The organism is Flavobacterium sp. OHVDL-2026-0007, assembly GCF_059882335.1.
Genome location: NZ_CM187612.1, coordinates 2,683,457 through 2,708,577 on the forward strand (window position 1 = coordinate 2,683,457; position 25,121 = coordinate 2,708,577).

The window sequence follows — 25,121 nt, forward strand, 5'->3', positions numbered from 1 at the left end:
AAATGTAACATCCGTTTTCCAATCTCACAAGCTTTTCAAAATCTTTTTTCAGAAAAATTTTCCGATTTTCAATTTGTTTGCTTGTCAAGATTTCAGTGAACGTCTGCGTCGTTGCGGGTGCAAAACTACAACCTTTATGCGGGTAAACAAGCTTTTTAAATCACTTTCTACTTTCTTTTTTACACTTTTTTCTTAACGCACTGATAACACTAAACTTACCTTTAACCCTGCTTTTAGTTTTATAGGAATTTTCTTTAGACTATTATGATTACTACAATAACTACACGTAGAGAATAGCCATTTTTATGGAATTCTAAATAAACTCATACCCTCTTCTTCCCTTTCTCACTCTTCAAAAGCACTTCCTCCTCTCTTTTTCCTACTCCTCCTCCTTCAATCTACAACATCAAACCTTCTTATCAGATTAAAAACAGCCCCATCACAGGTTTGACACCATATCACTCCAAAGAATCACTCCTATATATAAGAGTACATAAAAACATCCCTACCTATATAGACCCAAACAAGAAATGGGACATCTTTTAAAAACTATCCGATACCAACAACAAACATTAACCACATACCCCAAACTCATTTACCACCTCAACACCCTAAATACACCATCGAGCTCTTTTAAATATTCTTCATGAATCAGATCCTCAAGATCTATTCAGAATTCACAAAAAAAACTTCCAACACTAACACTAAATCGGCATACCCGAAATCATTCCAGGAAGTCCATTAGCATCCATACTACACACCTAACTTCTCTTAGAAAAAGACATTTATTAAAAAACCCCGCATTTGCAGGGCCTAAGCCAAACTAGTTCAAATTAACCGTCTGTGGTCCAAATTCCTCGTAGAAGATATTTGACTTACTAACATTGAACTCAATAAGCGAATCATAATGAGTTTTAATAAAAATTTCGGGTCCGCAGATGTAGTAATGTGCATTCTCTAATAAAATATCGGCCTTACATATATTTAGATCCACCCTACCTTTAATAATGTTGTCGTCTTCATTCCCATCAACATCCTCATTGAACAAATAAGTATCCAACCAATCCCCCTCTTCTTGAATTTTACCAACCTCATCTTTAAAAGCATGCACCGCAGCACTCCTGCACCCATGTACCCATACTGTCTTATTCCTCAACGTATCTCTATTAGCCTGCAACATACTCAACATCGGAGTTACCCCAACCCCTCCGCTGATCAAAACAATTGGAGTTCCCGCTTCCCTTAAAGAAAAGACACCTGCCGGAGCTGATAGCGACATACTATTACCTACTTCCATCTTATGCAAAGTATTAGAAACCATCCCCATGGGACTATTCATAATTGCACTTTCTTTTTTTACAGATATCCTGTAACACTCTCCATTAAAAACACTCGAAAGACTATACTGTCTAGGCTGCAAAAGCCCAATCTCCTCAACATAAACACGAACACTTATATATTGACCAGCCTTATAATCAGTGATTTTTCCACCATCCACTGGATACAGATAAAATGATTTAATTTCTTCAGACTCTTCTATAATCTTTCCTATAACAAAATCTCTCCAACCATTCCAGCTTCCCTCTTTTTCTTCATTGACTAAATACATCCCTTTTTCAATATCTATCATAATAGACGCCAGTTGATTATAAGCCATAGTCCAAGCTTCGAGTAACTCCGCACTAGCAGCATCACCCAACACTTCTCGAATCGAAGCAATTAAATGCGTCCCTACAATAGCATATTGCTCAGGTTGAATATTCAAACTAACGTGCTTGTTTCCAATCCCTTTTAAAACGTTTAACAATACAGCAGGATCCTCTATATTTGCAGCATAGGCTAAAACTGCGCCAGCCAATGCATCCTTTTGTCTCCCGTTAGCTTGGTTTCCCATATTAAAAACTTCTTTCAACTCAGGATGCTGCCCTAGCATTCGTTTATAGAAATGCTCTGCAAGAATTGTACCAGCTGCTTGTAAAACGGGAACCGTTCCTTTTATTAACTCTTTCTGTCTAGCGTTCATTTTGATATAATTTAAAATTTATTGATAAATGAATGTCACTTCGCAGTAAGACGATTTACAATACAGCCTATCACGTGACACCCTTGGATTAACTCACAGTAAATACTAATAGCTACGCTGTTATTCACAAGACCAAACCCATTTAAAAATAAAACAAGAGAGAATTAGTACTTATCAAAGCAGCTCTTTATCATACAAGGCATATTAACCTTTAGATTTAATTAGCCCTGCAAAAGTAAAGACAGACTGGAAGTAGATTTTATGATCTCAATCATAAAAGTGGTAGCAATAGAAAAACAATCCTTGACAACAATAAGATTCTTCCGATCCGCTATCCGTATAGCACTTATCACTGAAAATCGGTAATCAACTGAGAATCGTAAATACCAGAACCATTTAAAAGCTCTTAGCAGAACCCAAATTACACAAACCACACAATACCCTCAGGTTTTCGTATTGATCCTTTTCGTGTTGATCCATTTTTACCCCGAAAGTTTGGAGCAAAAAAAAACCATCACTAAAAGTGATGGTTTTATGTTGAGCCGGCGGAGGGACTCGAACCCACGACCTGCTGATTACAAATCAGCTGCTCTAGCCAACTGAGCTACGCTGGCGACTCATTACGGGTGCAAATATAAGTCGGTTTTTCGTTTTTCCAAAATAAATTACAACTAAAATTTCAATAAATTTATTCAATACTAAAACACAAGTATTTACGCAAAAAACTAGACGCCCATTATTTAATAATCTCTCATATTCCCACTTCTAAAACACGAAAGTCCTTGGCATTTTTAAAAGATTCAAGCTACAAAATCATCGAATCGATGAACTGAGACACAAACTAAAACAACAAAGAGGCTCACGAGAGCCTCTTTGTTGGAATTAATATATCTTTTAAATCTTTACTTTCCTTTTAATAATTTTTCCAAATATTCAACCTTATCTTTTTCTGCTTGCACTAATCGCTCATAGAGTTCAACCACTTTATCAAGCGGATTAAATGTACAATTATGATTTACCGTAGGCCCACCATGAATAACTGATCCTTCGTAATTGTTTTGAATATTATTTAGAACCACCTCATCACTATAGTTTTTAATAGCCTCAGCAGACACACCTAAAGCTTCAGCTATAGTATTCAATTTCTCATCATCAACAATTTCACTTGCTTCAATATTAGAAACAGATTGTTGACTCAGCCCAATAGCAACAGCAAGGGCTTCTTGTTTCATTCCTTTAAGTTCTCTTATTCGGCTTATATTCCTACCGATATGCTTTGGTTTTGTTACTGTCTCCATAAGTTCAAAGGTATTTATTTATTATTGAAAAATTTCTTCTTTAGTAAAGTACAAGCTTACTTTGGTAAGATACCATTTTGACTTGTAAAGGATAATAAAAATCCATTGCTAACTTCTATCTACGTTTATCAAAATTACAATTTTTTTACATATGCAACAATTCCATAAAGTAAAATATACAAAAGGCATCTCGATAACAGAACTGGATTAGTGCATTCTGTACAAACAAAATTCACAACTTTCGCGACAGCTAATTTTTCATTTTTGAGCAAAAAAAAACACCACTTAAAAAGTGATGTTTTTATGCTGAGCCGGCGGAGGGACTCGAACCCACGACCTGCTGATTACAAATCAGCTGCTCTAGCCAACTGAGCTACGCTGGCGACTCATTACGGGTGCAAATATAAGTTGGATTTTCGTTTTTCCAAAATAAATTTGCACTTTTTTTTACTACAATTCGTTGATTTTAGTAATCAATTGATTAGCAGTTTCTTCTAAGTCAATATTTATTTGTTTGAAGTGTGCTTTTTTGTTTTCAACGTTCTTAGCGTTCACTTTTGTAATCAAAGTGTCAAATGCAGCAATAGCCTCATCGATCAAAGCATTAGTCTCTGGAGTAGGATTTCCTGTAGTTGACATTTCGAACAAGTAAATTGCTTCAATGATATCTCCTAATACAAAGTTTATGTCTTTCTTTAAATTCTTAACGTTTGCCATTTTATTTTTTATTTTAATTTGCGTCTGCAAAAGTACATATAATCTTTTTATTTCGTGCTATGAAATGTAAATTTCTAAAATTGAAGCTTTTCCATCCAAAACAAATGCATTTACCGCAGCTGGAATTAAGACTGTATCACCTTTCTTGTATTCTTGCTTAAAACCATCGCACTCAATTTCGAAGCTTCCTTCAATACACATATAAACTGTGAATGATTCACCCATTTTATCCACCTTTATTTTATTTTCTAACGGAATAAAATTAGTCGTGAAATATGGACAATCCACAACAACATTCGATGTATCTACCTTAGAATCGTATTTCTTATGTGTTTGCACCTTATTATAATTGATCGCATCAAGAGCTAGATCTACATGAAGCTCTCTAGTATTACCTTGCGCATCTTTACGATCAAAGTCATACAAACGGTAAGTAATATCAGATGTTTGCTGAATTTCAGCTACCACTAGTCCTGCTCCAATAGCATGTACCGTTCCCGTTTCTAAAAAGAAAACATCTCCTGCTTTTGCCTTTACGTCATCCAAAATAGACACCAAAGTCTTATCGTTTAAATGCTTCAAATACTCTTCTTTACTTGAATCCTCTTTAAAACCAACAATAATTCTAGCATCAGCATCGGCTTGCATCACGTACCACATTTCAGTTTTACCAAATGAATTATGACGTTCTTTAGCCAATTTATCATTAGGGTGTACTTGAATTGAAAGATCCTCACGAGCATCTAAATATTTAAAAAGCAAAGGAAATTGGTTTCCAAAACGCTTATAAACTTGAGTCCCTAAAATTTCATTTGGCATTTCATCGATAAGATCCATCAATGATTTCCCTTTCAAATAACCATTTGCAACGATACTAACATCTCCTTCTACAGTTGACAATTCCCAACTTTCTCCCGTTATTTTAGAAACAATAGGCTTATTCAGAACTGTTTTCAGTTTTTCTCCTCCCCAGATTCTTTCTTTTAAGATTGGCTCAAATTGTAAAGGATATACTTTTGTACTCATATTTCTTCGGATTATTATCTTTAAATGCTACTAATTATTCTCTTTTCTACAATACTAATTCTTTGATGGTATCTAATGCCTTGGGGATGTGTTTCGCGGCATTCATACTATCAAAAATCAAAATGACCACCCCATTTCTATCGATGACATAAGTAACCCTTCCTGGCAAAAGACCAAACAGGTTATCTTTAACACCAAAAAGATGTCTTATTTTTTTATCCTTATCCGATAACAGAATAAAAGGCAGTTGATATTTGTCCGCAAATTTATGGTGAGATTTCACGCTATCACTACTTATACCAATAACCTCAGCACCTAAGTCTTTAAAATCTTCATATTGATCCCTAAAACTACAAGCTTCAGTCGTACAACCCGGCGTATCGTCTTTCGGGTAGAAATAAACCACCAGAGGCTTTCGCCCTAGAACGCTTTGACTTTCAAAAACTTCGCCCTGGTTATCCTTCGCTGTAAAATTCGGAACTATATCTCCTATTTTCAATGCCATTTATTGTTCTCCTTTATAAGTTACAAAATTGCGATCCGTTTCATTCAACACGATTTCTAAATCAAATTCGGGTTGAATTCTTTTTCTAATCTTATTCCATATCACAACAGCAATATTCTCAGCTGTTGGATTTAAATCTTGAAATTCTGGCACATCCAGATTCAGATTTTTGTGATCAAACGGTATTTCTACTTCTTCGTATATAATATCCGCCAACACTTTCACATCTAAAACAAAACCAGTTTCTGGGTCAATTTTTCCTGTAACACTAACGGTTAAACCATAATTATGACCATGAAAATTAGGATTATTACATTTTCCAAAAACAGCGTCGTTTTTTTCAAATGTCCAATCTTTTCTGTACAATCGATGTGCAGCATTAAAATGTGCTTTTCTTGATATGGTAACTTTCATTTGGGCTATCGGTTAATTTGGGTTTAAATCTTATGATCCTCTAAATAATGATCGAATTCATCAAAAATTATCTTGAACCAAACGGTATAAATCTCTGGTCGCTTTTCAATATCTGTTTTTACATCTTCAATTTTCATCCATTTCCAATCTTCCACTTCTTCTCTATTGATAGCTGGCTCTTCATTATAGTACCCAATCATAACATGATCGAGCTCGTGTTCTGTAAGACCATTGTCAAAAGGCGCCTTGTATATAAAATGGAACAACTCCTTTAACTCCGTTTTAAACCCCATCTCCTCAAATAGTCTTCGACTACCTGCCTCAATATTGGTTTCACCATCGCGCTGATGACTACAACAAGTATTTGTCCAAAGTAAAGGGGAGTGATATTTTTGATGGGCACGCTGCTGCAACATGATTTCATTTTTACTATTTAAAATAAAAACTGAAAAAGCGCGGTGCAAAACAGCTTTTTCGTGAGCTTCTAACTTTGGCATAAGACCAATTTGCTCATCATTTTGATTAACTAATATTACGTTTTCTTCTATCATAGGGCATATTGTACTAAACAAAAATACGAAAAAAGAAATGGCTTGAAAATCCTAGAGGACATTGTGAAAAGTTTAACGAGCTACTTATTTTATAAAAATTTGATTTACAACAAACTAAAACCTACAAAACAAGCAAAAAACCTTTACAAATAAGATCTTAAAAACTATATGCTCTTATTTTACGTACATTAAGAAACGTTAAAACATACTTAAAAATTCACCAATTCTAAATCATACAACAGATCAAAACAAACTCTAGTTGTATCTTTGATAGACCAAATTAGGGCACCATGAAAAATTCAAAAACTATAAACCAACTTTACACCCTTTGCTTCTTACTCCCTCTTTTTATTTTACAAGCTTGCGGACAAAACAAGCAATATCAGGACACTAAAACATTGGTCATGGAAAACAAAATAGACAAATCTGGTAATCCTTATTACTCTAATACAGATACCACCAAACTCAATATCAGTAATGCCCAGTGGAAAAAAGTACTCCCTGAGGATGTCTATGATGTAATGCGTAATGCAGACACGGAAAGACCTTTTACTGGAAAATACTGGAACACTGACCAAAAAGGCACCTACTATTGCGCCTCTTGTGGCAACAAACTTTTTAGATCTGGAGCTAAATTTTCGAGCAGTTGCGGCTGGCCAAGCTTTTTTGAGCAAGACAACAAAAAAAGCGTGGTGTATAAAAACGATGACTCCCTTGGAATGGAAAGAATCGAAGCCCTCTGCGGTAGATGTGGTGGTCACTTAGGCCATTTATTTGATGATGGCCCACCACCCACTGGCAAACGTTACTGTATGAATTCAATCGCACTAGACTTTGTTCCCGATAAAAAATAAAACAACTATGAAAAATACAATCTTAATTTTCTTTGCTGCACTATCCCTTAGCGGCTTTGCACAAAGCAACAAAACAAAGAGTAGCAAAAATTTAGAAACCATTACCTTAGGTGGAGGTTGTTACTGGTGCGTGGAGGCCGTTTACCAAAACCTAGACGGAGTACAAGCTGTAGTATCAGGTTTCTCTGGAGGACATGTAACCGACCCAACTTACGAACAAGTTTGCACTGGAAGTACCGGTCATGCCGAAGTAGTTCAAATTACTTTTGACAAAAACGTAACCAACATCAACGAAATCTTCAAAATTTTCTTTACTGTGCACGATCCAACCACCTATAACAGACAAGGAGCTGATGTCGGAACTCAATATCGTTCCATCATATTTTATAGAAATGAAGAGCAGAAAAAAGCAGCCCAAAGCATTATTGCCGAATTAAACAAAGCAAAAGTCTACAATAGCCCAATTGTTACAAAAGTAGAACCGTTTAAAGTCTTCTATAAAGCCGAAGATGATCACCAGAACTATTATGCAAACAACAAAAACCAACCCTATTGCAAAATGGTTATTCAGCCCAAAATAGAAAAGTTCGAAAAAGTCTTCAAAGACAAACTTAAAAAGAAATAAAAGTTCGCAATAATTTCATAATAATAAGGTTAATACGCAGTTGCCGTTCATTTAAAAATGAACGGCTTTTTTTTGGCCGAATTTTTCTTTACCATTAAAACGAATTTTACCGTACTTTGTATGATCAAAACAATTCAAATGAAAGCACTCACCTTCTCATCTTTCGGAGACTCCTCTGTTTTAGAATACTTAGAAATTCCAAATCCATTATTAAAACAGGATGAAATTCTGGTAGAAATGAAAGCCATTGGATTGAATTTCGCAGATGTTTACCGACGAAAAGGAAACTACCACCTCAAAGGAAACCCGCCTTTTATTGCTGGTTACGAAGGTGCCGGAATTGTTATTGAAGCCAATAATCACGCTGAGTTTAAAGTTGGAGATCGTGTAGCTTTCGCAGATGTTCCCTTTGCTAATGCAGAACTGGTCGCTGTTAATGTAAATCACGTGCTCCCTCTTCCCGAAGGTATTTCTTTTGAAACCGCAGCCGCTATATTGCTCCAAGGATTAACGGCGCATTATTTAGCTACCGACAGTCATAAAACTAAAAAAGGAGAAACGGTATTGATTCATGCTGTTGCTGGTGGAGTCGGTCAACTCCTAACACAAATTAGCAAATTACTGGGCGCTACTATAATTGGATTAACCTCATCCTCTGAAAAAGCAAAAGCAGCTATCGATCAAGGTGCAGATCATGTCTTTTTATACGAAGAAGATTGGAAATCGGATGTTTTGAAAACCATCCCTAATGGAGTCGATGTCGTATACGACAGTGTTGGAAGCACCTTAATGGACAGTTTTGAAGTAACCAAAGAATGTGGTCAAGTCGTTTTTTTCGGAATGGCTGGTGGTGATCCCGATTTCATCAATCCGAGAATGCTCATGGATACCTCAAAAACTTTAACTGGCGGTGATTTATGGAGTTATCTAAACTCAAAAGAAGAAAGAATCAAAAGAGCCAATCAATTATTCACTTGGATTATGGAAGGAAAAATTAGGCTTTCATCACCCAGTATCTTCAAATTATCCGAAGGAAAACTGGCTCATGATTATCTAGAAAGCCGAAAAAGTACGGGTAAAATAATTTTGATTCCTTAATCCAGCATTAAACAAAATCATTTGGAACCTGTTTTACGGATATCAATTTAACCGATCAATTCCGATTTCCGTAATCTCAGCCAATTCCAAAATTCTGTTTACGTCCTTTTTATTGGCAAGAAAAAACAAATAATTATCCCCCTTGGTATCGTAACTCATCATTTCTAAATCTTGTTTAGCCAATGCCTCTTGAATGTAGGGAAACAAATTATGACTATAGGTCTCTTCAGGATAATCAAAACTGAACTCATCTCCCATCATTTCAGATAAAAAATATTCCACATCTTCGGGATCAAATTTCCAATCACTGTTCCAGGAATTGATACGCTCAAAAAAATCAAATTCAACATCGTAATCCTCATCTTCCTCATCTTCATCTACCACCTTGTCAAAAAGTATCCTAGCTTGCTCTTCCAATGATTCCTTATTCAAACTCCCTCTTGACAGCAACTCCACAAATTCTTGGAAATGCATTAAAGAAACTGCATCAGGCAATAGACTATGAGAAGAAGGACGTATAACTTTTGCCGGTATTTCTATTTCCAAATATTCACATATACCTTGTAAAACCATTTCAAAATCCCTCACTCCAATTTGTTCCCCTTCATTCTTTGGCGTTTTCACATCAATAGCTACCGACTCTAAAAGGCCTTTTATATAATTAGGAAAATAACTATTGGTATATAGTATTTTAAAATCATTAGCCTCCGAGCTATGGGTACAACAAAAGAAAATAATAAAATTTTGCAAAATAGCTTTCTGGTCTTTTTGCACATCAGGTGTTAAGTCTGAATAAAATTGAATATGAATATAATCATACGACAATTCCTCACTCATCTCTTCATCAGAAAGCCCATCAATCGCGAGCTTTTTATACAATTCATTGAGAACTTCATAAGGATTTTTAAATCCTGAATTCTCTATTTCTTTCCTTCCTCCCTCATGATCAAAAGAACCAGGAAAAGAATACAAGGTTACAGAAACACTCTCGCGAATTCCTTTCATTTTAAAACTCAGCTGTTTTGATTCCGTAAATAAATAAGCATAAATGGAATCCAACACCTCAAAAGAAATAATGGATTTTGATTCTTTATTCCAACTAAAGAATCTAGAGATGAACTTTTTCATTAAACACGGTTATTTCAAAGCCTCAGCAATCATTAAAGCACATTTTTCACCATCAATGGCAGCAGATATAATTCCTCCAGCATAACCTGCTCCTTCTCCACATGGATAGAGGCCTTTTATTTGCAAATGCTCATAGGTGTCGGTATTTCTTGGAATTCGAACTGGTGAAGACGTTCTGCTTTCTGGCGCATGAAGTATCGCCTCATTAGTTAAATAGCCACGCATGGATTTACCAAATTCCGTAAATCCCTCACGCAATATTTGCGATAGAAAACCTGGAAAAACCTGTCCCATTTCTACAGAAGTTGTTCCTGGAACATAGGATGTTTTCGGAATATCCGAAGACACTTTATTTTGTGTAAAATCGATCATTCGTTGTGCAGGTACTCTTTGAGTCTCTCCTGCTAAATGCCATGCTTTTTGTTCGATACTTTTTTGAAACTCCATTCCTGCCAAAGCACCAAATTGAGCAAAGGGTTTGAAGTCTTCTAGTTTCAACTCAATAACAATCCCTGAATTCGCAGTTGCCTGATCCCTTTTAGAAGGAGACCATCCATTGGTTACCACTTCACCAGGGCTAGTGGCACAAGGTGCAATTACACCACCTGGACACATACAAAAAGAATACATCCCACGACCGTTCACTTGTTTCACTATAGAATAAGGCGCAGGCGGTAAATGCTCTCCACGATAATCACAGCTGTACTGAATACTATCAATTAATGATTGAGGATGTTCTGCTCTTACCCCCAAAGCAAAAGGCTTGGCTTCGATAAAAATCTTCTTTTTATCTAATAACTCAAAAATATCACGAGCAGAGTGTCCTGTAGCCAATATTAATTTATTCGCTTCAATGGTATCTCCGTTTTGAGTCACCACTCCGTGCACTTCATTATTTTTAACGACTATATCGGTCACTCTCGTATCAAACAAAACTTGACCTCCGAATTCGATGATTTTATTTCTAATATCTTCGATGATCTTAGGCAATTTATTAGTTCCGATATGAGGATGTGCTTCTACCAAAATATCTTCAGAAGCTCCAAAAGCTACTAATAGTTCTAATATTCGGGTAACATCGCCACGTTTTTTAGAACGGGTATATAACTTTCCATCAGAATAGGTACCTGCTCCACCTTCTCCAAAACAATAGTTAGAATCTTCGTTGACTACATGATCCACATTAATTGCTTTTAAGTCACGTCTACGTCCACGAACATCTTTTCCTCGTTCGAGAACAATCGGTTTTAACCCCAACTCAATTAATTGCAAAGCAGCAAAAAGTCCAGCTGGACCCGCTCCTACTACAATTACTTCTTGAGCCGAAGAAACATCTTTATATATAGGTAGGGTAATTTTTGTTTCAACAAAGGCTTCGCCCTGCATATAAATCAATACTTTCAAATTGAATTTGATCGCTTTTTGTCGAGCATCAATGGATCGTTTTAAAACAGTAATATGTTGTATTTCTTTTGGAGAAACTTTGATGTGTTTAGACAAATAGTCTTTTAGCAGCAATTCGTTTGCAGCTATTTCCGGCGTTACTTGAAGCAAAAGTTCTCTTGGCATCGTATCTTTTTTATTCTATTAGCTTTTCTATTTATGAAAAGAACATGCAAAAATACTACTTTGAACTGAAATTAGTTGTCTAATATAAAATCCATTTTCAAAATAGACTTTGTACCTTTGTCTTCTTCAAACTTTGCACCTATCAAAATGTCTAGAAAAATAAAACTAATTTGGGATTTTCGTGGTCCTGCTTCAGAGAAAACAGCCCAACACCATGAAATTCATTTAAAGGAATTTATTGCGATCGAAAAGCTACCTATAAATATCACTGGATTTACCGTACTCAACGATATGTATGCTATTGCCTATATGGTAGTCACGGATGAAAACATGATCCAGGTACGCGATGCGTTAAAGCCACACCGAGGAGAGCTCTATACCGAGTAAAACTTCGATATTGTAGATTCGAAGCTAGCGACGCTATTGAAAACAAAAAATTCCAAATTCCCAACTATTACTAGTTTTTGGAATTTGGAATTTCTTTTATGTATTACTGAATTAGTTGGCTACTTCACTGATAAATTTGATTCGCATTAAGCGCAATTCATCAATATCGTAATCACCATCAAACTCTTTTAAAGCATCTTCTATTTTATCTGATTCCGACTCCATGAAATAATCATGAATTTCTTCTTGCTGATCTTCATCAAGCATATCGTCCACCCAATACTTAATATTCAACTTGGTTCCAGCGTAAACAATCTGTTCCATTTCTTTAATCAACGCATCCATCGAAAGCCCTTTTGCAGAGGCGATATCGCTTAGAGGCAATTTTCGATCGATATTTTGAATAATGTATAGTTTATTAACGGAGTTTACTCCAGTAGATTTTACCACTAAATCGTCAGGACGAATGATATCATTCTCTTCCACATAACGACTAATCAAGGCTACAAAATCATTACCGTATTTTTTAGCCTTTCCTTCACCCACACCATGAATGTTGTATAATTCCGTTAAGGTTATCGGATACTTCAAGGCCATGTCTTCTAGCGAAGGATCTTGAAAAACCACAAAAGGAGGTACTCCAAGTTTTTTAGCTACTTTTTTACGTAGTTCACGCAACATCCCCATTAGTACTTCATCTGCAGTTCCAGATGTTTTAGACGCGGTAACGATAGCTTCATCTTCAGATTCGTTGTATTCATGATCTTCAGACATCAGAAACGAAACTGGCTTTTTAATAAAATTCAAACCTTCTTTAGTGATTTTCACCACCCCATAGGTTTCAATATCTTTAGACAGATAACCTGCTACTAAAACTTGTCTCAGTAAAGCCATCCAATATTTCTCATCATGATCAGCACCTGATCCAAAATAAGCTTGTGTATCGGTTTTGTGTGCTTTAATCACCGCATTGACGCGTCCAATTAAAGTAAACACAATTTCTTTTGACTTATAAATATGTTTGGTATCGCGAACGATTTCCAATAATTTTACTACTTGCTCTTTGGCTTCGACTTTCTTTTTCGGATTACGGACGTTATCATCCATATCGGCCCCTTCTCCAGTCTCGCCATCGAACTCTTCACCAAAATAATGAAGTAAAAACTTTCTTCTAGACATGGAAGTTTCAGCGTAAGCCACTACTTCTTGTAATAAAGCAAAACCTATTTCTTGTTCCGCCACTGGTTTGCCTGACATGAATTTCTCTAACTTCTCTACATCTTTATACGAGTAGTAAGCTAAACAATGTCCTTCACCGCCGTCACGTCCTGCGCGTCCGGTTTCTTGATAATAACTTTCCAATGATTTTGGAATATCATGGTGAATTACAAAACGAACATCCGGCTTGTCAATTCCCATTCCAAATGCAATAGTCGCTACCACTACATCTACGTCTTCCATCAAAAACATATCCTGATGCTTGGCTCTGGTCTTCGCATCCAATCCTGCGTGATACGGAACAGCACTAATCCCATTAACTTGTAACACCTCAGCAATAGCCTCTACTTTTTTACGGCTTAAGCAATAAATAATTCCTGACTTGCCTTTGTGTTGTTTGATAAATCGAATAATATCCGATTCTATATTTTTTGTTTTCGTACGAACTTCGTAGTATAAATTAGGCCTGTTAAAAGATGCCTTGAAAGTATTCGCATCGGGCATCTCAAGATTTTTTAAGATATCTTCCTGCACTTTTGGAGTTGCAGTTGCCGTAAGCCCAATAATAGGCACCTTACCTAATTGTTTGATAATATTTTTCAGATTGCGGTATTCGGGCCTAAAGTCGTGCCCCCACTCTGAGATACAATGTGCTTCATCGATAGCCACAAACGAAATAGGAACACTTTGCAAAAAAGCGACATACTCTTCTTTGGTTAGTGATTCCGGAGCCACATACAGTAATTTAGTCAAACCAGAAGTAATATCTTTTTTAACCTGCGTAATTTCTGTTTTGGTAAGAGACGAATTGAGCACATGCGCAATTCCGTTTTCTGAAGAAAGACTCCTAATAGCATCAACTTGATTTTTCATCAAAGCAATCAGAGGAGAAACAACTATCGCTGTTCCATCTTGAATTAAAGCGGGTAACTGATAACAAAGAGACTTTCCACCACCGGTAGGCATAATTACGAAAGTATTCTTCTTATCTAAGATACTCGTAATGACTTGCTCCTGCAAGCCCTTAAATTGGCTAAAGCCGAAATACTTCTTTAATTCCTTGTGTATTTCAATTTCGTTTGAATTCATTCTTTATATTAATGGTATTTTGTATAAATTTGCAACACATAAAGATACAACTTTCTTTTATACATACAAATTTTAAATATTCTGATTTGATCACAAAAGAAAATATATTGGCTATCGCCAAAAAAACAATACTCTCTGAGAGTGAAGCAATTACAAAGTTAATTGATTTTCTTGATGAAAATTTCTACCAAGCAACCCAACGCATATACGAAACTAAAGGTCGTCTGATCGTTACAGGGATCGGAAAAAGCGCCATCATTGCTCAGAAAATGGTCGCTACTTTTAACTCAACAGGGACTCCTTCTATGTTCCTACATGCCTCAGAAGCCATTCATGGTGACTTAGGGATGGTCCAAAAAGAAGACATCATAATCTGCATTTCCAAAAGCGGAAATAGCCCTGAAATAAAAGTTTTAGTTCCCTTATTGAAACGTTTTGGAAACATTTTAATTGGAATGACAGGAAATATTACTTCCTTTTTAGCCAAAGGTTCAGACTATGTCTTGAACACTACAGTAGAAATGGAAGCCTGCCCAATTAATCTAGCACCAACTAATAGCACCACTGCTCAATTGGTGATGGGTGATGCATTAGCGGTTTGTCTAATGGAAATGCGCGACTTCAAACCAGAAGACTTTGCCGTTTATCATCCAGGTGGAGCCTTAGGAAAAAAACTATTGCTTCGTGTGAAAGACATGATCGAACACTCGCTAAAACCTATGGTTACTCCAGAGGCCTCAGTTAAAAAAGCAATTTTTGAAATCTCTGAAAAAAGATTAGGCGTAACCGCTGTTATCGAAGAAGGCAAAATTATCGGAATTATTACCGATGGTGACATTAGAAGAATGTTGAACGACAGAGATTCTATCGCCGACTTGACTGCAAGAGATATTATGACTAAAAACCCAAAACTAGTCTCTTCTGAAACCATGGCTGTAGATGCCTTGAATATTTTAGAAGACTTTTCAATCACACAATTAATCGTTTCTGACCATGGTGAGTATAGAGGCGTTTTACATTTACATGACATTTTAAAAGAAGGAATCGTATAATGGCAAAAAAAAATTTAAACGAAATGTCGTTTTTAGATCATCTCGAAGAATTGAGATGGTTATTAGTTAGAAGTACAGTGGCCATTATGATCATGGCTTTTATCACTTATTTTATTAGCGACTACTTATTTGATGATGTAATCTTAGGCCCAACAAGACCTACTTTTTTCACCTATCAATGGTTTTGCTCACTATCACACCAATTAGGGTTTGCCGATAGCATTTGCATTACCGAACTGAATTTCATTATTCAAAATACCCAAATGGAAGGCCAGGTAAACATTTTTGTTTGGATGTGTCTTTTAGCTGGTTTCATCTTAAGCTTCCCGTATATTTTATGGGAGATCTGGAAATTCATTAGCCCTGCCTTATACGAGAAAGAGAAGAAAAATGCGAAATTTTTTATTTTCACTTCATCCTTACTTTTCTTCCTAGGGGTTCTATTTGGTTACTTTGTCGTAATTCCAATGTCTGTCAATTTCCTAGCCACTTTCTCAGTAAGTGATGTGGTTAAAAATCAATTTACTTTGGAATCTTATATGAGTATGGTCAAAACCAGCATCCTAGCTAGCGGATTGTTCTTTGAACTACCCATTGTCATTTATTTCATGACCAAATTAGGATTAGTCACTCCTGACTTCTTAAGAAAATACTGGAAATACGCCGTGATCATTATTTTGATTGTAGCGGCAATTGTAACGCCTCCAGATGTAGTGAGCCAAACTATTGTAGCGATCCCTATGTTGATTATCTATGAAGTGAGTATCTTGATTTCAAGAGTAGTGTATAAAAATAAATTGAAAGAAAATGTCTGATATCATTCAAGAATTCAATGATTACCGTTCTAAAATGAACGAAAAATTACTCGCTGACAACAACAAAATTGTAAAGCGAATTTTTAATCTTGACACCAATGCTTACGCAGCTGGTGCACTAGATGTAAAAACAAAAGAGCTTCTTGGATTAGTGGCTTCAGCAGTGTTGCGTTGTGATGATTGTGTAAAATACCATCTGGAAACCAGTCACAAAGAAGGCGTTACTAAAGAAGAAATGATGGAAGCTATGGGCATTGCTACCTTAGTTGGTGGTACCATTGTCGTTCCTCACTTAAGAAGAGCTTACGAGTTCTGGGAAGCATTAGAAGAACAAGCAAAATAAGCCAACAAGGGTAAAAAAGAATCCATTAGGTTAAATTGAAAAACGCAATAATTTGTTAATTCATTTAACTGGTTGATTATTTTACTTTTAATTTGTGCCGTCAATCCATACAATAATTTGAAATGATTTAGTTTTTCAACTATCTCATTTTCTAATTTTCACATTATTCAATTAAACAAATGAAGCTAAGAGCCGATAATTTAATCAAAACCTACAAAGGACGTAGCGTTGTAAAAGGAATTTCCGTTGAAGTAAATCAAGGTGAAATTGTAGGTCTTTTAGGCCCGAATGGAGCTGGAAAAACCACTTCGTTTTACATGATTGTAGGATTGGTAAAGCCTAATTTTGGAAATATTTATTTGGATGATTTGAACATTACGGATTACCCAATGTACAAACGTGCACAACAAGGAATTGGGTATCTAGCGCAGGAAGCTTCTGTATTTAGAAAACTGAGTATCGAAGACAACATCTTAAGCGTACTTCAGTTAACTAAACTTTCAAAGGAAGAGCAAATCGCCAAGATGGAAAGTTTGATCGAAGAATTCTCCTTAGAGCACATTCGTACCAACCGTGGAGATTTATTATCAGGAGGAGAACGTCGTCGTACAGAGATCGCACGCGCCTTAGCAACAGACCCAAAATTCATTTTATTAGATGAACCTTTTGCTGGAGTTGACCCTGTTGCCGTTGAAGACATTCAACGAATTGTAGCACAATTAAAAAACAAAAATATCGGGATTTTGATTACCGATCACAACGTTCAAGAAACATTAGCCATTACCGATAAAACATACTTGATGTTCGAAGGAGGGATCCTAAAAGCAGGTATTCCTGAAGAATTGGTAGAAGATGAAATGGTGCGTCGTGTTTATTTGGGACAAAATTTCGAACTGCGTAAAAAGAAACTTGAATTCTAAGAAAACCTACAGCTGCAGTTATCCTTTTTTCACTGCTTTATGAAGAGCAAAAATGGAAATTAGCCACTAAATAAGATGATTCCACAGAAACCTACTCAGCAAGACTACAACAATTGGCATAACGATCCCAAAAACTGGTATTTAGGGATATTCTATTTCAACAAAGCTGACCAAAGAATGTTTGTACCTCAGCGATTGAAATGGGTCGGTTTCACCCCCAATTTCGGCAATAAATTAGCGGCTATGATCACCATTGCTTTTCTGTTTTTCATGTATACCCTTACGCAACTAAAATAAGCTCACAAACCAGAATTCCCTGTTTAAACAAAAACACTAATTCTCACTATTAATCTACTGTAATAAACTGCAATTGCTGTAAATCGCCATTGTAAATATTCACATCAACACGGCCTTTTATACCTGATAAGTAGGCTTTTTCGGTGAACTGCCAGAAAAGCCAATCGTCTTCCATTTTTTCTCTATAAAAATTATAGTTGGCAATCCAAAAGAGGTACTCACTGAATTCTTCCTTCAGGAAATCATCGTAGTAACGCTCACCACTATAAATGATCGGACGCACTTGATAATGTCTTTCCACTTTACTTAGCCAACGTTTTAGGCCTACCTTCAAACTATCCAAAGATTGATTTTTAGGTAATCTTTCGATATCTAAAACAGGAGGTAAATCCCCTTTTTGCAATCGTACCGTTTTAATAAACAGATCGGCTTGTTCGATAGAGTTTTCATTCGGGCGATAATAATGATAGGCACCACGTATAATCTTGTGTTTTTTAGCTCCTAGCCAATTGTGCATAAATTGACGATCCACTCTGTTATTTCCAGCGGTCGCCCTTATAAAAACAAACTGTACGGGATACTTTTCTTCTAGAACTTCTACCTCACCCCAACGAACCGTTCCTTGAAATTCAGACACATCAATACCAACTACCTTGCCTTTATGATTTTCTAATACCTGAATATTACGAACATCAGAAAGGTGTTTAGCAACCTCGTCTTCCTCTAAAACTTTATTGGATTTAAAACCTAAATAATAAGCCAGTCCATCACGATAGTGATACACAGTCCCTATAAATAACAATCCTAAAAAAGCAAAAGTGACAAACCTAACCACTTTACTAAAAAGTGATTGTTTCGGTTTCGATTTACGTGTATAAGTCGTTCTTCTAGTCGTTGTTTTTCTTTTCATTCAATTCAAACTACTTTTTCAAAAAGACATTATTCACTACCGATAACAACACATAAAGAATGATGATCAAAGGAATAGCGATATACTGAACCAATAGTAACAAAACAAAAGAAATCAGTAAAAACACCATTTGCAAGGCATTATCCTTAAGATTGATTTTTTTGATTTTCAATGAAAACAAAGGAATTTCAGCATTTAGTACATAAGCACTACACAAACTAATAGCCAATAAAACCCACTGATTACTTAAAATTTCAAATACCATAAAAGAACCTGAGAATTTAAGTACCAAAGGCAAACTTAAAATAAAAAGTGCATTGGCTGGAGTTGGCAAACCAATAAACGAATCTGTTTGACGTGTATCCACATTAAAGTTGGCCAAGCGATAACAAGACCCTAAAGTAACTATAAAGCCTAAAAACGGCATAAAATCAGTTCCAAATGCATCTTGTGGGTTAGCACTACTCAAAAACATACTGTACATCACATAACCCGGCACTACACCACTGGTTACCATATCTGCCAAAGAATCTAATTGCAGTCCAAGAGGACTAGACACCTTAAACAAACGAGCAAAAAAACCATCAAAAAAATCAAAAAAGATCCCCAAGCAAACCATATAAAACGCCATTTCATAATTAGCTTTAGAAACAAAAATAATAGCGATACAACCACAGAAAAGATTGATTAATGTGATCAAATTAGGAATGTGCTTTTTAATATTCATCGTTTGTATATTTGAAAATGATAAGCAACAAATTTAGTACAATAACCGCAGCTAAATAAGCTTTAGGCAAGAGTTTTTTTATTGATTTCATTTTTGACTTCAGTCGTATTACGCAATAGTGATCAAGAGCCGCAATAAAATGGCACCTTTTAAGAAGAGCAAGGCAAATCACGGTATATAGCAGCGTTTAGGACTCAATTTAGCGTACGAAAATAAACTCACTTATCGTCTTCTCAAAACAAGCCACATCATTCAAAAATCAAATCTACTATAGTAAAGGGGCCCCAGTCAGAATAGTATTTATTCGAATATTGAGTCCTACTATCTATTACAAACCATTTTTTAATCGGTTCTTCCTTTTACTTTTTTCTTGATCAGGCCGGTATCCAATAGATTCTTCGGCTTCCCTTACTCGATTTATGATATATTCACCTTGAGGATAGATCTGAACTGGTTCTATTTCCCTCCCAATGTCTCTAGTTGTTTCTAAATCGGAACTAGAGTGGATATCTAATTTGTACGCTTGTGACGCTGTTTTAGCTACATTTAGTAGCAAACCACATCGTTCCTGAATACCTAAACCACTGTATTGTTCACCCAAACTGCTACCACTAAATACATTTTTTGTTTTATAATCTACATAGACAATATCATTAATGAAACCGTTCGCACTTGTTCTCAAAACAACATTAATCCCCTCCTTGCTTAACACTTTTATGAAATCTTTAATTGACAATCCCTTTTTAAACAATGTCCTGTCAATGGTGTTTTTAACTCGTGACTTATCTGATAGACTTCGAATTTCATTCTCCTTAAATTTTTGCTCTAAAAAGTTCAAAGTGGGTTTAAAATAAAAACTACTGGCTTTAATCGGAACACCAATTGGTTTACCCATTTTATCTAAAATATGATAGAGCAAGCCTTTGGTTTGAAAAATTTTGGACCCTTCTTTTCCTGGATCCGCTACTACATTATATTGTTTTAGTACGGCATTGAGTTCAGAAAGACTTGAAAATTTATATTCCTTTACTACCTTACTTAGTACATTATTGATGGCTTTTTTTGATCCCATTTTTCCGTATTGGATTCTACCTACCGACATGGGTTCTAAAGATAAATCTTCTTTATTTTTTACTCTTTGAGCTTTCACCAATGCAAATTGCTCTTCTATTTCTTTTCGTGCAGGTTCTGATTTTCGAGGGGCTAAAAGATGCAAAGCAATCGGAGTACCATCCCGTTGAATAGTAATGGACACTAAATGCAAGTGAGGATGCCCCGCATCGTAGTGCTGATACACCAAATAGGGTTGTTTACCAAAACCTATTTTTTCCATATAAGTTTGGGCTATGTCGTTTAGCTTTTCTCTAGAGTGATTTTCTGACGAATGAAAATTCAAAGAAATATGAACACTATTCCGTTTGGCATTCTCATTAAGTTTGGCTAGGTTCAAAAAACGGTTTAGCTTTGAAGCAAAGCTCAATTTCTCTAACGCTAGAGGGTAATTAACTGCATTTACACATTCAGCACCGCCCTCCTTAATTTTGTTCTCGTTGTAACTCAAGACATCCTGTATCAAACTACTAGTTTTTATAATTGCAACCATTGCTCTGCTATTTTTTGAGTATGACTGCTAATTTCCTCCATTTTTTCAAAAAACTTTGTTTTATCCTTTTCAAGCAAATACAGTTGTTGCTTCAATTCCGGAAGGTCATTCAGTGAATCCATCTTCCTAGCAATTTGATGGATATTCTTTCCAATGGCACTAAGCTCTCCTGACAAAACAATATTTTCTTCCATTAAATCATCCAAAGATTGATTGCGATACAAGGTAACAATGGGTTTATTGAATATTAGTTTACGAATGTACTCGCCTCGATTTCGACATGTACTTGCCTCCCATCTCCTATCTATTTGCTCATATTCTTGTTCTGTCAGACGCAGGTGAATACTGCGTGTTCTGTTTGAATTTTCTCTTTTCATTCTCTTTCATTTTTCTCATTAATTCAAATTGTTTTTACTCCTATTAAAAAATTTATTAGGCATTTATAGTAGTTCAAAGCCTTCTTTTTTAAGTGTCCCATCACCAAGTTCTAGAGGTTATAGGTAGCAATATTAGCGGTTGTCAGATCACTTATTTCTCTTACTAATCATCAGTAAGTCACATCTCATACTCTATTGGTCTTCAAAAAAAGTAGGAGCTAATTTAGAAGTAAAACACACAAAAAACAATCCTCATTGAATTTTGATGGTCAATTGTAAAATGCAAAGTCTGGAAACCCAAATAAAAATAAGGCACTAGCCCCTATTTATATTATTGTTTTTTCTTTAAAAATAAGAAAATTACAAATAAAAGATCTCTGCTTGAAGGTTTTACAAAGCTACACTTCTCCATATCAGATAAAAAATTATTAAAAAAAAAGGAGTATACTCTCCAGAAGATACCATTTTTAAAATCCATCAAGTGCTCGGGCGTTTACAAAAGAAGTTATTCTGGTATTTTGTTAAAAATCTTAAAATTATTCTATAATTATTATCTTGCACTAAAAATTAAATCATTGATTTAAGAATTTGCAAAAGAAAATGAAAACAAAGACAGCATTAATAATTGGTCATCCTGGGCATGAACTCCGAGCATATACCTATATAAGAAAATACAAACCAGATGTATTTATTTTAACTGATGGCTCTGGCTCAAGTAATTCATCAAGAATTCATCAATCTATAAAATTACTAGATTCGATAGGTGCGAAATTTCAAGATTCTATAAAAGTATTTACAGATAAAGAACTTTATAATATAGTTTTAGAACAAGATTTATCTAAAATCTCGTTTTATATGAATAGTCTTAAGGATATCATCATTACAAAAAATTATGACGTAATTGTAGGAGATGCTTTGGAAGGATTTAATCCAACACATGATATTTGCAGGTATTTGATCAATGGAATTCTTTCTGCTATATCTTCTGATAATAGTTCAAAAGCAATCTTAAATTATGATTTCGTATTAGATTCCGCACCAAATAACATTTCAAATGATGATAATGCAGGAGGGTTATCCTTGAAGCTTTCTGACGAAGATTTTTATATAAAAATGGAAGCAGCAATGAATTATCCGGAGTTAAAGTATGAAGTTGAAACAGCTGTTAAGAAATATGGGAAAGAAGTCTTTTTGTGGGAATCATTTGGAAAGGTGTCAGATCTTAACCAAATTTCAAATTGGAATACTTCAAAGCCTTACTATGAGGAGTTTGGAGAGAAAAGAGTGAAAGAGGGTTCATATTCGACTGTTATAACTTTTGAAAAACACATTAAGCCTATTGCTGAATTGTGTCTGGCTGTTAATAATAATTTAGTATAAATGAATGTATTAATTACAAACATTGTCATTGCTGAGTACACCGGGACAGAAACATATGTAAAAGAATTAGCAATTGAGCTTATCAACAGAGGTAACTTCGTGGAAATTTTCACATTGAGAATGGGTGATTTATCACAAGAGTTGATTGAAAAAGGAATTAACGTTACATCTAATTTAAAAAAATTAAAACTAATCCCTGATGTTATTCATGCACATCACAATATTACTTCACTTAAAGCAATAAGTTTTTTTAAATTTACTCCTGTAGTTTATTTTATTCATGATAGAACATCTAAATTCGATCATCCATATCACCATAAAAACATTCTTAGGTATGTCGCTGTTGATTATAATTGCAAAGAACGATATTGTTTAGAGAATAATTTTAAAGAAGAAGATGTAGAAATTGTTTATAATTGGGTGAATACAGATCGATTTCGTTTGAAAGAACAAATTAATAAACACCCAAAAAAAGCATTAGTTTTCTCTAATTATTTGAATGAGAATAATATTTATCCTCAAATAAAAGAGGCTTGTAAAGAGCTTGGAGTTGAAGTTGAAATAATAGGTTATTCAAGTGGTAATATTTGCCTGCAGCCTGAAAAAATACTTCATAAATATGATTTGGTGTTTGCAAAAGCGAAAGCTGCAATAGAAGCTATAGCAACAGGTGCATCTGTAATTGTTTGTGATTATAGAGGATTAGGAGGTATGGTTACGAGCTCTAATATGAAACATTTTAGAGATTTTAATTTTGGCATGAAACTTATGACAAATGTCCCGACAAAAAATAACCTCATTGCAGAGATTAATAAATATGATTCTTGCGATACAATTAAAATTTCTGAATATATTATTAAAGAGTCTGATTTTCTTTTAGCTGTTTCTCAATTGGAAAAAACATATTCAACTGTGATAATAGATTTTAAAAACCAAATAAGAGGGAAATATAATTCTTCATTTTTGCAACACATATTTATATATAAGTCTACAATAGTAATATTAACTATATTTCGTTTAAAATCAAGGTGTCCCAAACTGTATACTCTTCTAAAATATTGTTTTAAAAAGTAATACCAAACTTCTTTTGATAATATAAAATAATAATTACAAAAAATAATATGACTGTCAATATTTTAATAGTTTGCATACTTACTTTGATAATTCATTTTATAGGCATTGTTAGTTTATCAGCCAAGATCGTTGGAACAAGGACTAGAAGAATTGCTTCTTCTGCTTCTATTTTTAATATAATAATAATAGTATCGCAATTTTCAAATACAATACAAGCTCCCTTATTAACAAAAACGATCGAAAATAATATCAATCTTGGAGGTTCACCAGATCTTTCAATCTTTAGATATATTATATTTTCTGCCACAATCGGAAGTGTTTTGGGAGGTTTATTTATTCCAACAATTCACAGATTTATGGAAAAAGGCGTAAATGCATTATATAATAATCGCTCCGTTTTTGTTGTAGTAATAAAATCTTTTAGTTTATCTACAGTTATTCATTTTAAAAATAGTTGTACAATACCAAAGAGATCTAATTTTGATCGATTAAATAAATTTAAAGATATATACATAGAATTAGTATTACTAAATGTAGTGGTCTACTCTTTTATCACTATAAGTGTATTGTCATGCTTATATGCTGGCTATCTAAATCCAGATTTAAGAACTACATCATTGTCAATGAGTGGCGTTGCAGTTAGTTTAGGTTCGATAGGTATGATGTTATTCATTGAACCATATCATGCTACATTAACCGATAGAGTGATCGATGGTTCTGTAACTGAATCTTTTTTTAGAAGACACCTAACTTTTGTTGTAATTGCACGTGTTTTTGGGACTATTTTGGGACAATTTGTTTTTATTCCTTTGGGCTGGTTAATTGTGAAATTAGCTGAAATGTTATAAACATAAAGACTCGAAAATTTGATTACTAAAAAAAAGTATCCACCTAAGCTAGCACATATTTCATAAGCTGATGTAAGATAGTGGTTTTGTCCAAAAGAATAATAAGATCGCCAAAAAAGAATATCTGTTGTCTCAAGTAGAAGCTTGGAAACAAATAGGTATTAGTCAACAAACATTTTATGATAAAGCCAGAATCAAATTAGTCACTTTTAGCTATTGGCGTGCATAAGTAAAAACTAAGAGGATTTGAGTTAGAAGATTTATTGAGTTTAC

The 25,121-nt window shown here is 34.8% G+C and carries 27 protein-coding genes and 2 tRNA genes; 13 read left to right on the plus strand and 16 right to left on the minus strand.

Annotated elements, in window-relative coordinates; translation table 11 throughout:
* Nucleotides 1–823: 823 nt before the first annotated feature.
* From hmpA to idi, 9 genes are all read right to left on the minus strand, one after another.
* Nucleotides 824–2,023, minus strand: coding sequence for an NO-inducible flavohemoprotein (hmpA, locus tag AC51AA_RS10680; RefSeq protein WP_500702131.1), 1,200 nt, complete (start codon nucleotides 2,021–2,023; stop codon nucleotides 824–826).
* A 540-nt stretch (nucleotides 2,024–2,563) separates the two neighbouring features.
* Nucleotides 2,564–2,637: transfer RNA gene (locus AC51AA_RS10685), tRNA-Thr, on the minus strand.
* Nucleotides 2,638–2,925: 288 nt separating this feature from the next.
* On the minus strand, nucleotides 2,926–3,321 hold the full coding sequence (locus tag AC51AA_RS10690) for a helix-turn-helix domain-containing protein (protein WP_500702133.1): 396 nt from the start codon (nucleotides 3,319–3,321) through the stop codon (nucleotides 2,926–2,928).
* Nucleotides 3,322–3,630: 309 nt separating this feature from the next.
* Nucleotides 3,631–3,704 (minus strand) — tRNA-Thr (locus AC51AA_RS10695).
* Between the two features lie 67 nt (nucleotides 3,705–3,771).
* A complete protein-coding gene (locus tag AC51AA_RS10700; RefSeq protein WP_500702135.1) occupies nucleotides 3,772–4,038 on the minus strand; it encodes a hypothetical protein in 267 nt (88 codons plus the stop codon).
* 57 nt (nucleotides 4,039–4,095) lie between these two features.
* On the minus strand, nucleotides 4,096–5,064 hold the full coding sequence (locus AC51AA_RS10705) for a type I phosphomannose isomerase catalytic subunit (RefSeq protein ID WP_500702137.1): 969 nt from the start codon (nucleotides 5,062–5,064) through the stop codon (nucleotides 4,096–4,098).
* Between the two features lie 46 nt (nucleotides 5,065–5,110).
* Complete coding sequence (locus tag AC51AA_RS10710) at nucleotides 5,111–5,569, minus strand: peroxiredoxin (protein WP_500702139.1); 459 nt, start codon at nucleotides 5,567–5,569, stop codon at nucleotides 5,111–5,113.
* The gene (locus AC51AA_RS10715; RefSeq protein ID WP_500702141.1) at nucleotides 5,570–5,983 is read right to left on the minus strand and encodes a 6-carboxytetrahydropterin synthase; all 414 of its coding nucleotides are present in this window, start codon (nucleotides 5,981–5,983) and stop codon (nucleotides 5,570–5,572) included. It abuts the gene before it with no gap.
* Between the two features lie 23 nt (nucleotides 5,984–6,006).
* Complete coding sequence (gene idi, locus AC51AA_RS10720; RefSeq protein WP_500702143.1) at nucleotides 6,007–6,534, minus strand: isopentenyl-diphosphate Delta-isomerase; 528 nt, start codon at nucleotides 6,532–6,534, stop codon at nucleotides 6,007–6,009.
* A 290-nt stretch (nucleotides 6,535–6,824) separates the two neighbouring features.
* Here idi and msrB point away from each other — a divergent pair, with 290 nt between their 5' ends.
* Genes msrB through AC51AA_RS10735 form a run of 3 tightly spaced genes read left to right on the plus strand, consistent with a single transcriptional unit; the run spans nucleotide 6,825 to nucleotide 9,111 of the window.
* Nucleotides 6,825–7,388, plus strand: a complete 564-nt coding sequence (msrB, locus tag AC51AA_RS10725) for a peptide-methionine (R)-S-oxide reductase MsrB (protein WP_500702145.1) — start codon at nucleotides 6,825–6,827, stop codon at nucleotides 7,386–7,388.
* A gap of 7 nt (nucleotides 7,389–7,395) precedes the next feature.
* The gene (msrA, locus tag AC51AA_RS10730) at nucleotides 7,396–8,013 is read left to right on the plus strand and encodes a peptide-methionine (S)-S-oxide reductase MsrA (RefSeq protein ID WP_500702147.1); all 618 of its coding nucleotides are present in this window, start codon (nucleotides 7,396–7,398) and stop codon (nucleotides 8,011–8,013) included.
* Between the two features lie 57 nt (nucleotides 8,014–8,070).
* Nucleotides 8,071–9,111 (plus strand): quinone oxidoreductase family protein, encoded by a 1,041-nt coding sequence (locus AC51AA_RS10735; protein ID WP_500702149.1) that lies wholly within the window; start codon nucleotides 8,071–8,073, stop codon nucleotides 9,109–9,111.
* Between the two features lie 42 nt (nucleotides 9,112–9,153).
* Here AC51AA_RS10735 and AC51AA_RS10740 read toward each other — a convergent pair whose 3' ends face one another.
* A complete protein-coding gene (locus AC51AA_RS10740; RefSeq protein WP_500702151.1) occupies nucleotides 9,154–10,239 on the minus strand; it encodes a DUF6630 family protein in 1,086 nt (361 codons plus the stop codon).
* Between the two features lie 9 nt (nucleotides 10,240–10,248).
* The gene (locus AC51AA_RS10745; protein ID WP_500702153.1) at nucleotides 10,249–11,808 is read right to left on the minus strand and encodes an NAD(P)/FAD-dependent oxidoreductase; all 1,560 of its coding nucleotides are present in this window, start codon (nucleotides 11,806–11,808) and stop codon (nucleotides 10,249–10,251) included.
* A gap of 147 nt (nucleotides 11,809–11,955) precedes the next feature.
* Here AC51AA_RS10745 and AC51AA_RS10750 point away from each other — a divergent pair, with 147 nt between their 5' ends.
* Complete coding sequence (locus AC51AA_RS10750) at nucleotides 11,956–12,195, plus strand: hypothetical protein (RefSeq protein WP_500702156.1); 240 nt, start codon at nucleotides 11,956–11,958, stop codon at nucleotides 12,193–12,195.
* A 111-nt stretch (nucleotides 12,196–12,306) separates the two neighbouring features.
* On the opposite strand, the gene recQ is transcribed toward AC51AA_RS10750, so the two are convergent.
* A complete protein-coding gene (gene recQ / locus AC51AA_RS10755) occupies nucleotides 12,307–14,502 on the minus strand; it encodes a DNA helicase RecQ (protein ID WP_500702158.1) in 2,196 nt (731 codons plus the stop codon).
* A gap of 86 nt (nucleotides 14,503–14,588) precedes the next feature.
* Between recQ and AC51AA_RS10760 the strand changes: the two genes are divergently transcribed.
* The 5 genes from AC51AA_RS10760 (at nucleotide 14,589) to AC51AA_RS10780 (ending at nucleotide 17,929) form a co-directional block, all read left to right on the plus strand.
* Nucleotides 14,589–15,554: a KpsF/GutQ family sugar-phosphate isomerase gene (locus AC51AA_RS10760; RefSeq protein ID WP_500702160.1), complete on the plus strand. Its 966-nt coding sequence runs from the start codon at nucleotides 14,589–14,591 to the stop codon at nucleotides 15,552–15,554.
* Nucleotides 15,554–16,369: a twin-arginine translocase subunit TatC gene (gene tatC / locus AC51AA_RS10765; RefSeq protein ID WP_500702162.1), complete on the plus strand. Its 816-nt coding sequence runs from the start codon at nucleotides 15,554–15,556 to the stop codon at nucleotides 16,367–16,369. Before AC51AA_RS10760 ends, tatC begins: the two co-directional genes overlap by 1 nt.
* Nucleotides 16,362–16,712 carry a carboxymuconolactone decarboxylase family protein gene (locus tag AC51AA_RS10770; protein WP_500702164.1) on the plus strand — a complete coding sequence of 117 codons (351 nt, stop codon included), beginning with the start codon at nucleotides 16,362–16,364 and terminating at the stop codon, nucleotides 16,710–16,712. The genes tatC and AC51AA_RS10770 overlap by 8 nt, the downstream gene beginning before the upstream one ends.
* A 179-nt stretch (nucleotides 16,713–16,891) precedes the next feature.
* Complete coding sequence (gene lptB / locus AC51AA_RS10775; RefSeq protein ID WP_500702166.1) at nucleotides 16,892–17,632, plus strand: LPS export ABC transporter ATP-binding protein; 741 nt, start codon at nucleotides 16,892–16,894, stop codon at nucleotides 17,630–17,632.
* 75 nt (nucleotides 17,633–17,707) lie between these two features.
* Entirely contained in the window at nucleotides 17,708–17,929 is a 222-nt protein-coding gene (locus AC51AA_RS10780; RefSeq protein ID WP_500702169.1) for a DUF5808 domain-containing protein, read from the plus strand.
* Nucleotides 17,930–17,978: 49 nt separating this feature from the next.
* Here AC51AA_RS10780 and AC51AA_RS10785 read toward each other — a convergent pair whose 3' ends face one another.
* The 4 genes from AC51AA_RS10785 to AC51AA_RS10800 all read right to left on the minus strand — a co-directional run bounded on the left by AC51AA_RS10785 (nucleotide 17,979) and on the right by AC51AA_RS10800 (nucleotide 21,546).
* Entirely contained in the window at nucleotides 17,979–18,839 is an 861-nt protein-coding gene (locus AC51AA_RS10785) for a glycoside hydrolase family 25 protein (RefSeq protein WP_500702171.1), read from the minus strand.
* A 10-nt stretch (nucleotides 18,840–18,849) separates the two neighbouring features.
* Entirely contained in the window at nucleotides 18,850–19,566 is a 717-nt protein-coding gene (locus AC51AA_RS10790) for a CDP-alcohol phosphatidyltransferase family protein (protein WP_500702173.1), read from the minus strand.
* 328 nt (nucleotides 19,567–19,894) lie between these two features.
* Nucleotides 19,895–21,169, minus strand: coding sequence for a relaxase/mobilization nuclease domain-containing protein (locus tag AC51AA_RS10795; protein WP_500702175.1), 1,275 nt, complete (start codon nucleotides 21,167–21,169; stop codon nucleotides 19,895–19,897).
* Nucleotides 21,154–21,546, minus strand: coding sequence for a plasmid mobilization protein (locus tag AC51AA_RS10800; protein WP_500702178.1), 393 nt, complete (start codon nucleotides 21,544–21,546; stop codon nucleotides 21,154–21,156). Before AC51AA_RS10800 ends, AC51AA_RS10795 begins: the two co-directional genes overlap by 16 nt.
* 600 nt (nucleotides 21,547–22,146) lie before the next feature.
* On the opposite strand from AC51AA_RS10800, the gene AC51AA_RS10805 reads away from it, so the two are divergent.
* The 4 genes from AC51AA_RS10805 to tnpA all read left to right on the plus strand — a co-directional run bounded on the left by AC51AA_RS10805 (nucleotide 22,147) and on the right by tnpA (nucleotide 25,077).
* Nucleotides 22,147–22,926 (plus strand): hypothetical protein, encoded by a 780-nt coding sequence (locus tag AC51AA_RS10805; RefSeq protein WP_500702181.1) that lies wholly within the window; start codon nucleotides 22,147–22,149, stop codon nucleotides 22,924–22,926.
* Entirely contained in the window at nucleotides 22,927–24,000 is a 1,074-nt protein-coding gene (locus tag AC51AA_RS10810) for a glycosyltransferase family 4 protein (RefSeq protein WP_500702184.1), read from the plus strand.
* A 47-nt stretch (nucleotides 24,001–24,047) separates the two neighbouring features.
* Nucleotides 24,048–24,848 carry a lipid II flippase family protein gene (locus AC51AA_RS10815; RefSeq protein WP_500702188.1) on the plus strand — a complete coding sequence of 267 codons (801 nt, stop codon included), beginning with the start codon at nucleotides 24,048–24,050 and terminating at the stop codon, nucleotides 24,846–24,848.
* A 124-nt stretch (nucleotides 24,849–24,972) separates the two neighbouring features.
* Nucleotides 24,973–25,077, plus strand: coding sequence for an IS66 family insertion sequence element accessory protein TnpA (gene tnpA / locus AC51AA_RS10820; protein ID WP_500705630.1), 105 nt, complete (start codon nucleotides 24,973–24,975; stop codon nucleotides 25,075–25,077).
* Nucleotides 25,078–25,121: the final 44 nt, after the last annotated feature.

Coding starts and splice junctions, on each gene's coding strand:
- AC51AA_RS10710 (WP_500702139.1), bottom strand. CDS start 5,569: ATGGCATTGAAAATAGGAGATATAGTTCCGAATTTTACAGCGAAGGAT.
- recQ (WP_500702158.1), bottom strand. CDS start 14,502: ATGAATTCAAACGAAATTGAAATACACAAGGAATTAAAGAAGTATTTC.
- msrB (WP_500702145.1), top strand. CDS start 6,825: ATGAAAAATTCAAAAACTATAAACCAACTTTACACCCTTTGCTTCTTA.
- AC51AA_RS10800 (WP_500702178.1), bottom strand. CDS start 21,546: ATGAAAAGAGAAAATTCAAACAGAACACGCAGTATTCACCTGCGTCTG.
- AC51AA_RS10790 (WP_500702173.1), bottom strand. CDS start 19,566: ATGAATATTAAAAAGCACATTCCTAATTTGATCACATTAATCAATCTT.
- idi (WP_500702143.1), bottom strand. CDS start 6,534: ATGATAGAAGAAAACGTAATATTAGTTAATCAAAATGATGAGCAAATT.
- AC51AA_RS10745 (WP_500702153.1), bottom strand. CDS start 11,808: ATGCCAAGAGAACTTTTGCTTCAAGTAACGCCGGAAATAGCTGCAAAC.
- AC51AA_RS10780 (WP_500702169.1), top strand. CDS start 17,708: ATGATTCCACAGAAACCTACTCAGCAAGACTACAACAATTGGCATAAC.
- AC51AA_RS10715 (WP_500702141.1), bottom strand. CDS start 5,983: ATGAAAGTTACCATATCAAGAAAAGCACATTTTAATGCTGCACATCGA.
- AC51AA_RS10795 (WP_500702175.1), bottom strand. CDS start 21,169: ATGGTTGCAATTATAAAAACTAGTAGTTTGATACAGGATGTCTTGAGT.
- AC51AA_RS10700 (WP_500702135.1), bottom strand. CDS start 4,038: ATGGCAAACGTTAAGAATTTAAAGAAAGACATAAACTTTGTATTAGGA.
- AC51AA_RS10770 (WP_500702164.1), top strand. CDS start 16,362: ATGTCTGATATCATTCAAGAATTCAATGATTACCGTTCTAAAATGAAC.
- AC51AA_RS10705 (WP_500702137.1), bottom strand. CDS start 5,064: ATGAGTACAAAAGTATATCCTTTACAATTTGAGCCAATCTTAAAAGAA.
- AC51AA_RS10805 (WP_500702181.1), top strand. CDS start 22,147: ATGAAAACAAAGACAGCATTAATAATTGGTCATCCTGGGCATGAACTC.
- lptB (WP_500702166.1), top strand. CDS start 16,892: ATGAAGCTAAGAGCCGATAATTTAATCAAAACCTACAAAGGACGTAGC.
- AC51AA_RS10815 (WP_500702188.1), top strand. CDS start 24,048: ATGACTGTCAATATTTTAATAGTTTGCATACTTACTTTGATAATTCAT.
- AC51AA_RS10785 (WP_500702171.1), bottom strand. CDS start 18,839: ATGAAAAGAAAAACAACGACTAGAAGAACGACTTATACACGTAAATCG.
- AC51AA_RS10750 (WP_500702156.1), top strand. CDS start 11,956: ATGTCTAGAAAAATAAAACTAATTTGGGATTTTCGTGGTCCTGCTTCA.
- AC51AA_RS10735 (WP_500702149.1), top strand. CDS start 8,071: ATGAACGGCTTTTTTTTGGCCGAATTTTTCTTTACCATTAAAACGAAT.
- msrA (WP_500702147.1), top strand. CDS start 7,396: ATGAAAAATACAATCTTAATTTTCTTTGCTGCACTATCCCTTAGCGGC.
- AC51AA_RS10690 (WP_500702133.1), bottom strand. CDS start 3,321: ATGGAGACAGTAACAAAACCAAAGCATATCGGTAGGAATATAAGCCGA.
- tatC (WP_500702162.1), top strand. CDS start 15,554: ATGGCAAAAAAAAATTTAAACGAAATGTCGTTTTTAGATCATCTCGAA.
- AC51AA_RS10740 (WP_500702151.1), bottom strand. CDS start 10,239: ATGAAAAAGTTCATCTCTAGATTCTTTAGTTGGAATAAAGAATCAAAA.
- hmpA (WP_500702131.1), bottom strand. CDS start 2,023: ATGAACGCTAGACAGAAAGAGTTAATAAAAGGAACGGTTCCCGTTTTA.
- AC51AA_RS10810 (WP_500702184.1), top strand. CDS start 22,927: ATGAATGTATTAATTACAAACATTGTCATTGCTGAGTACACCGGGACA.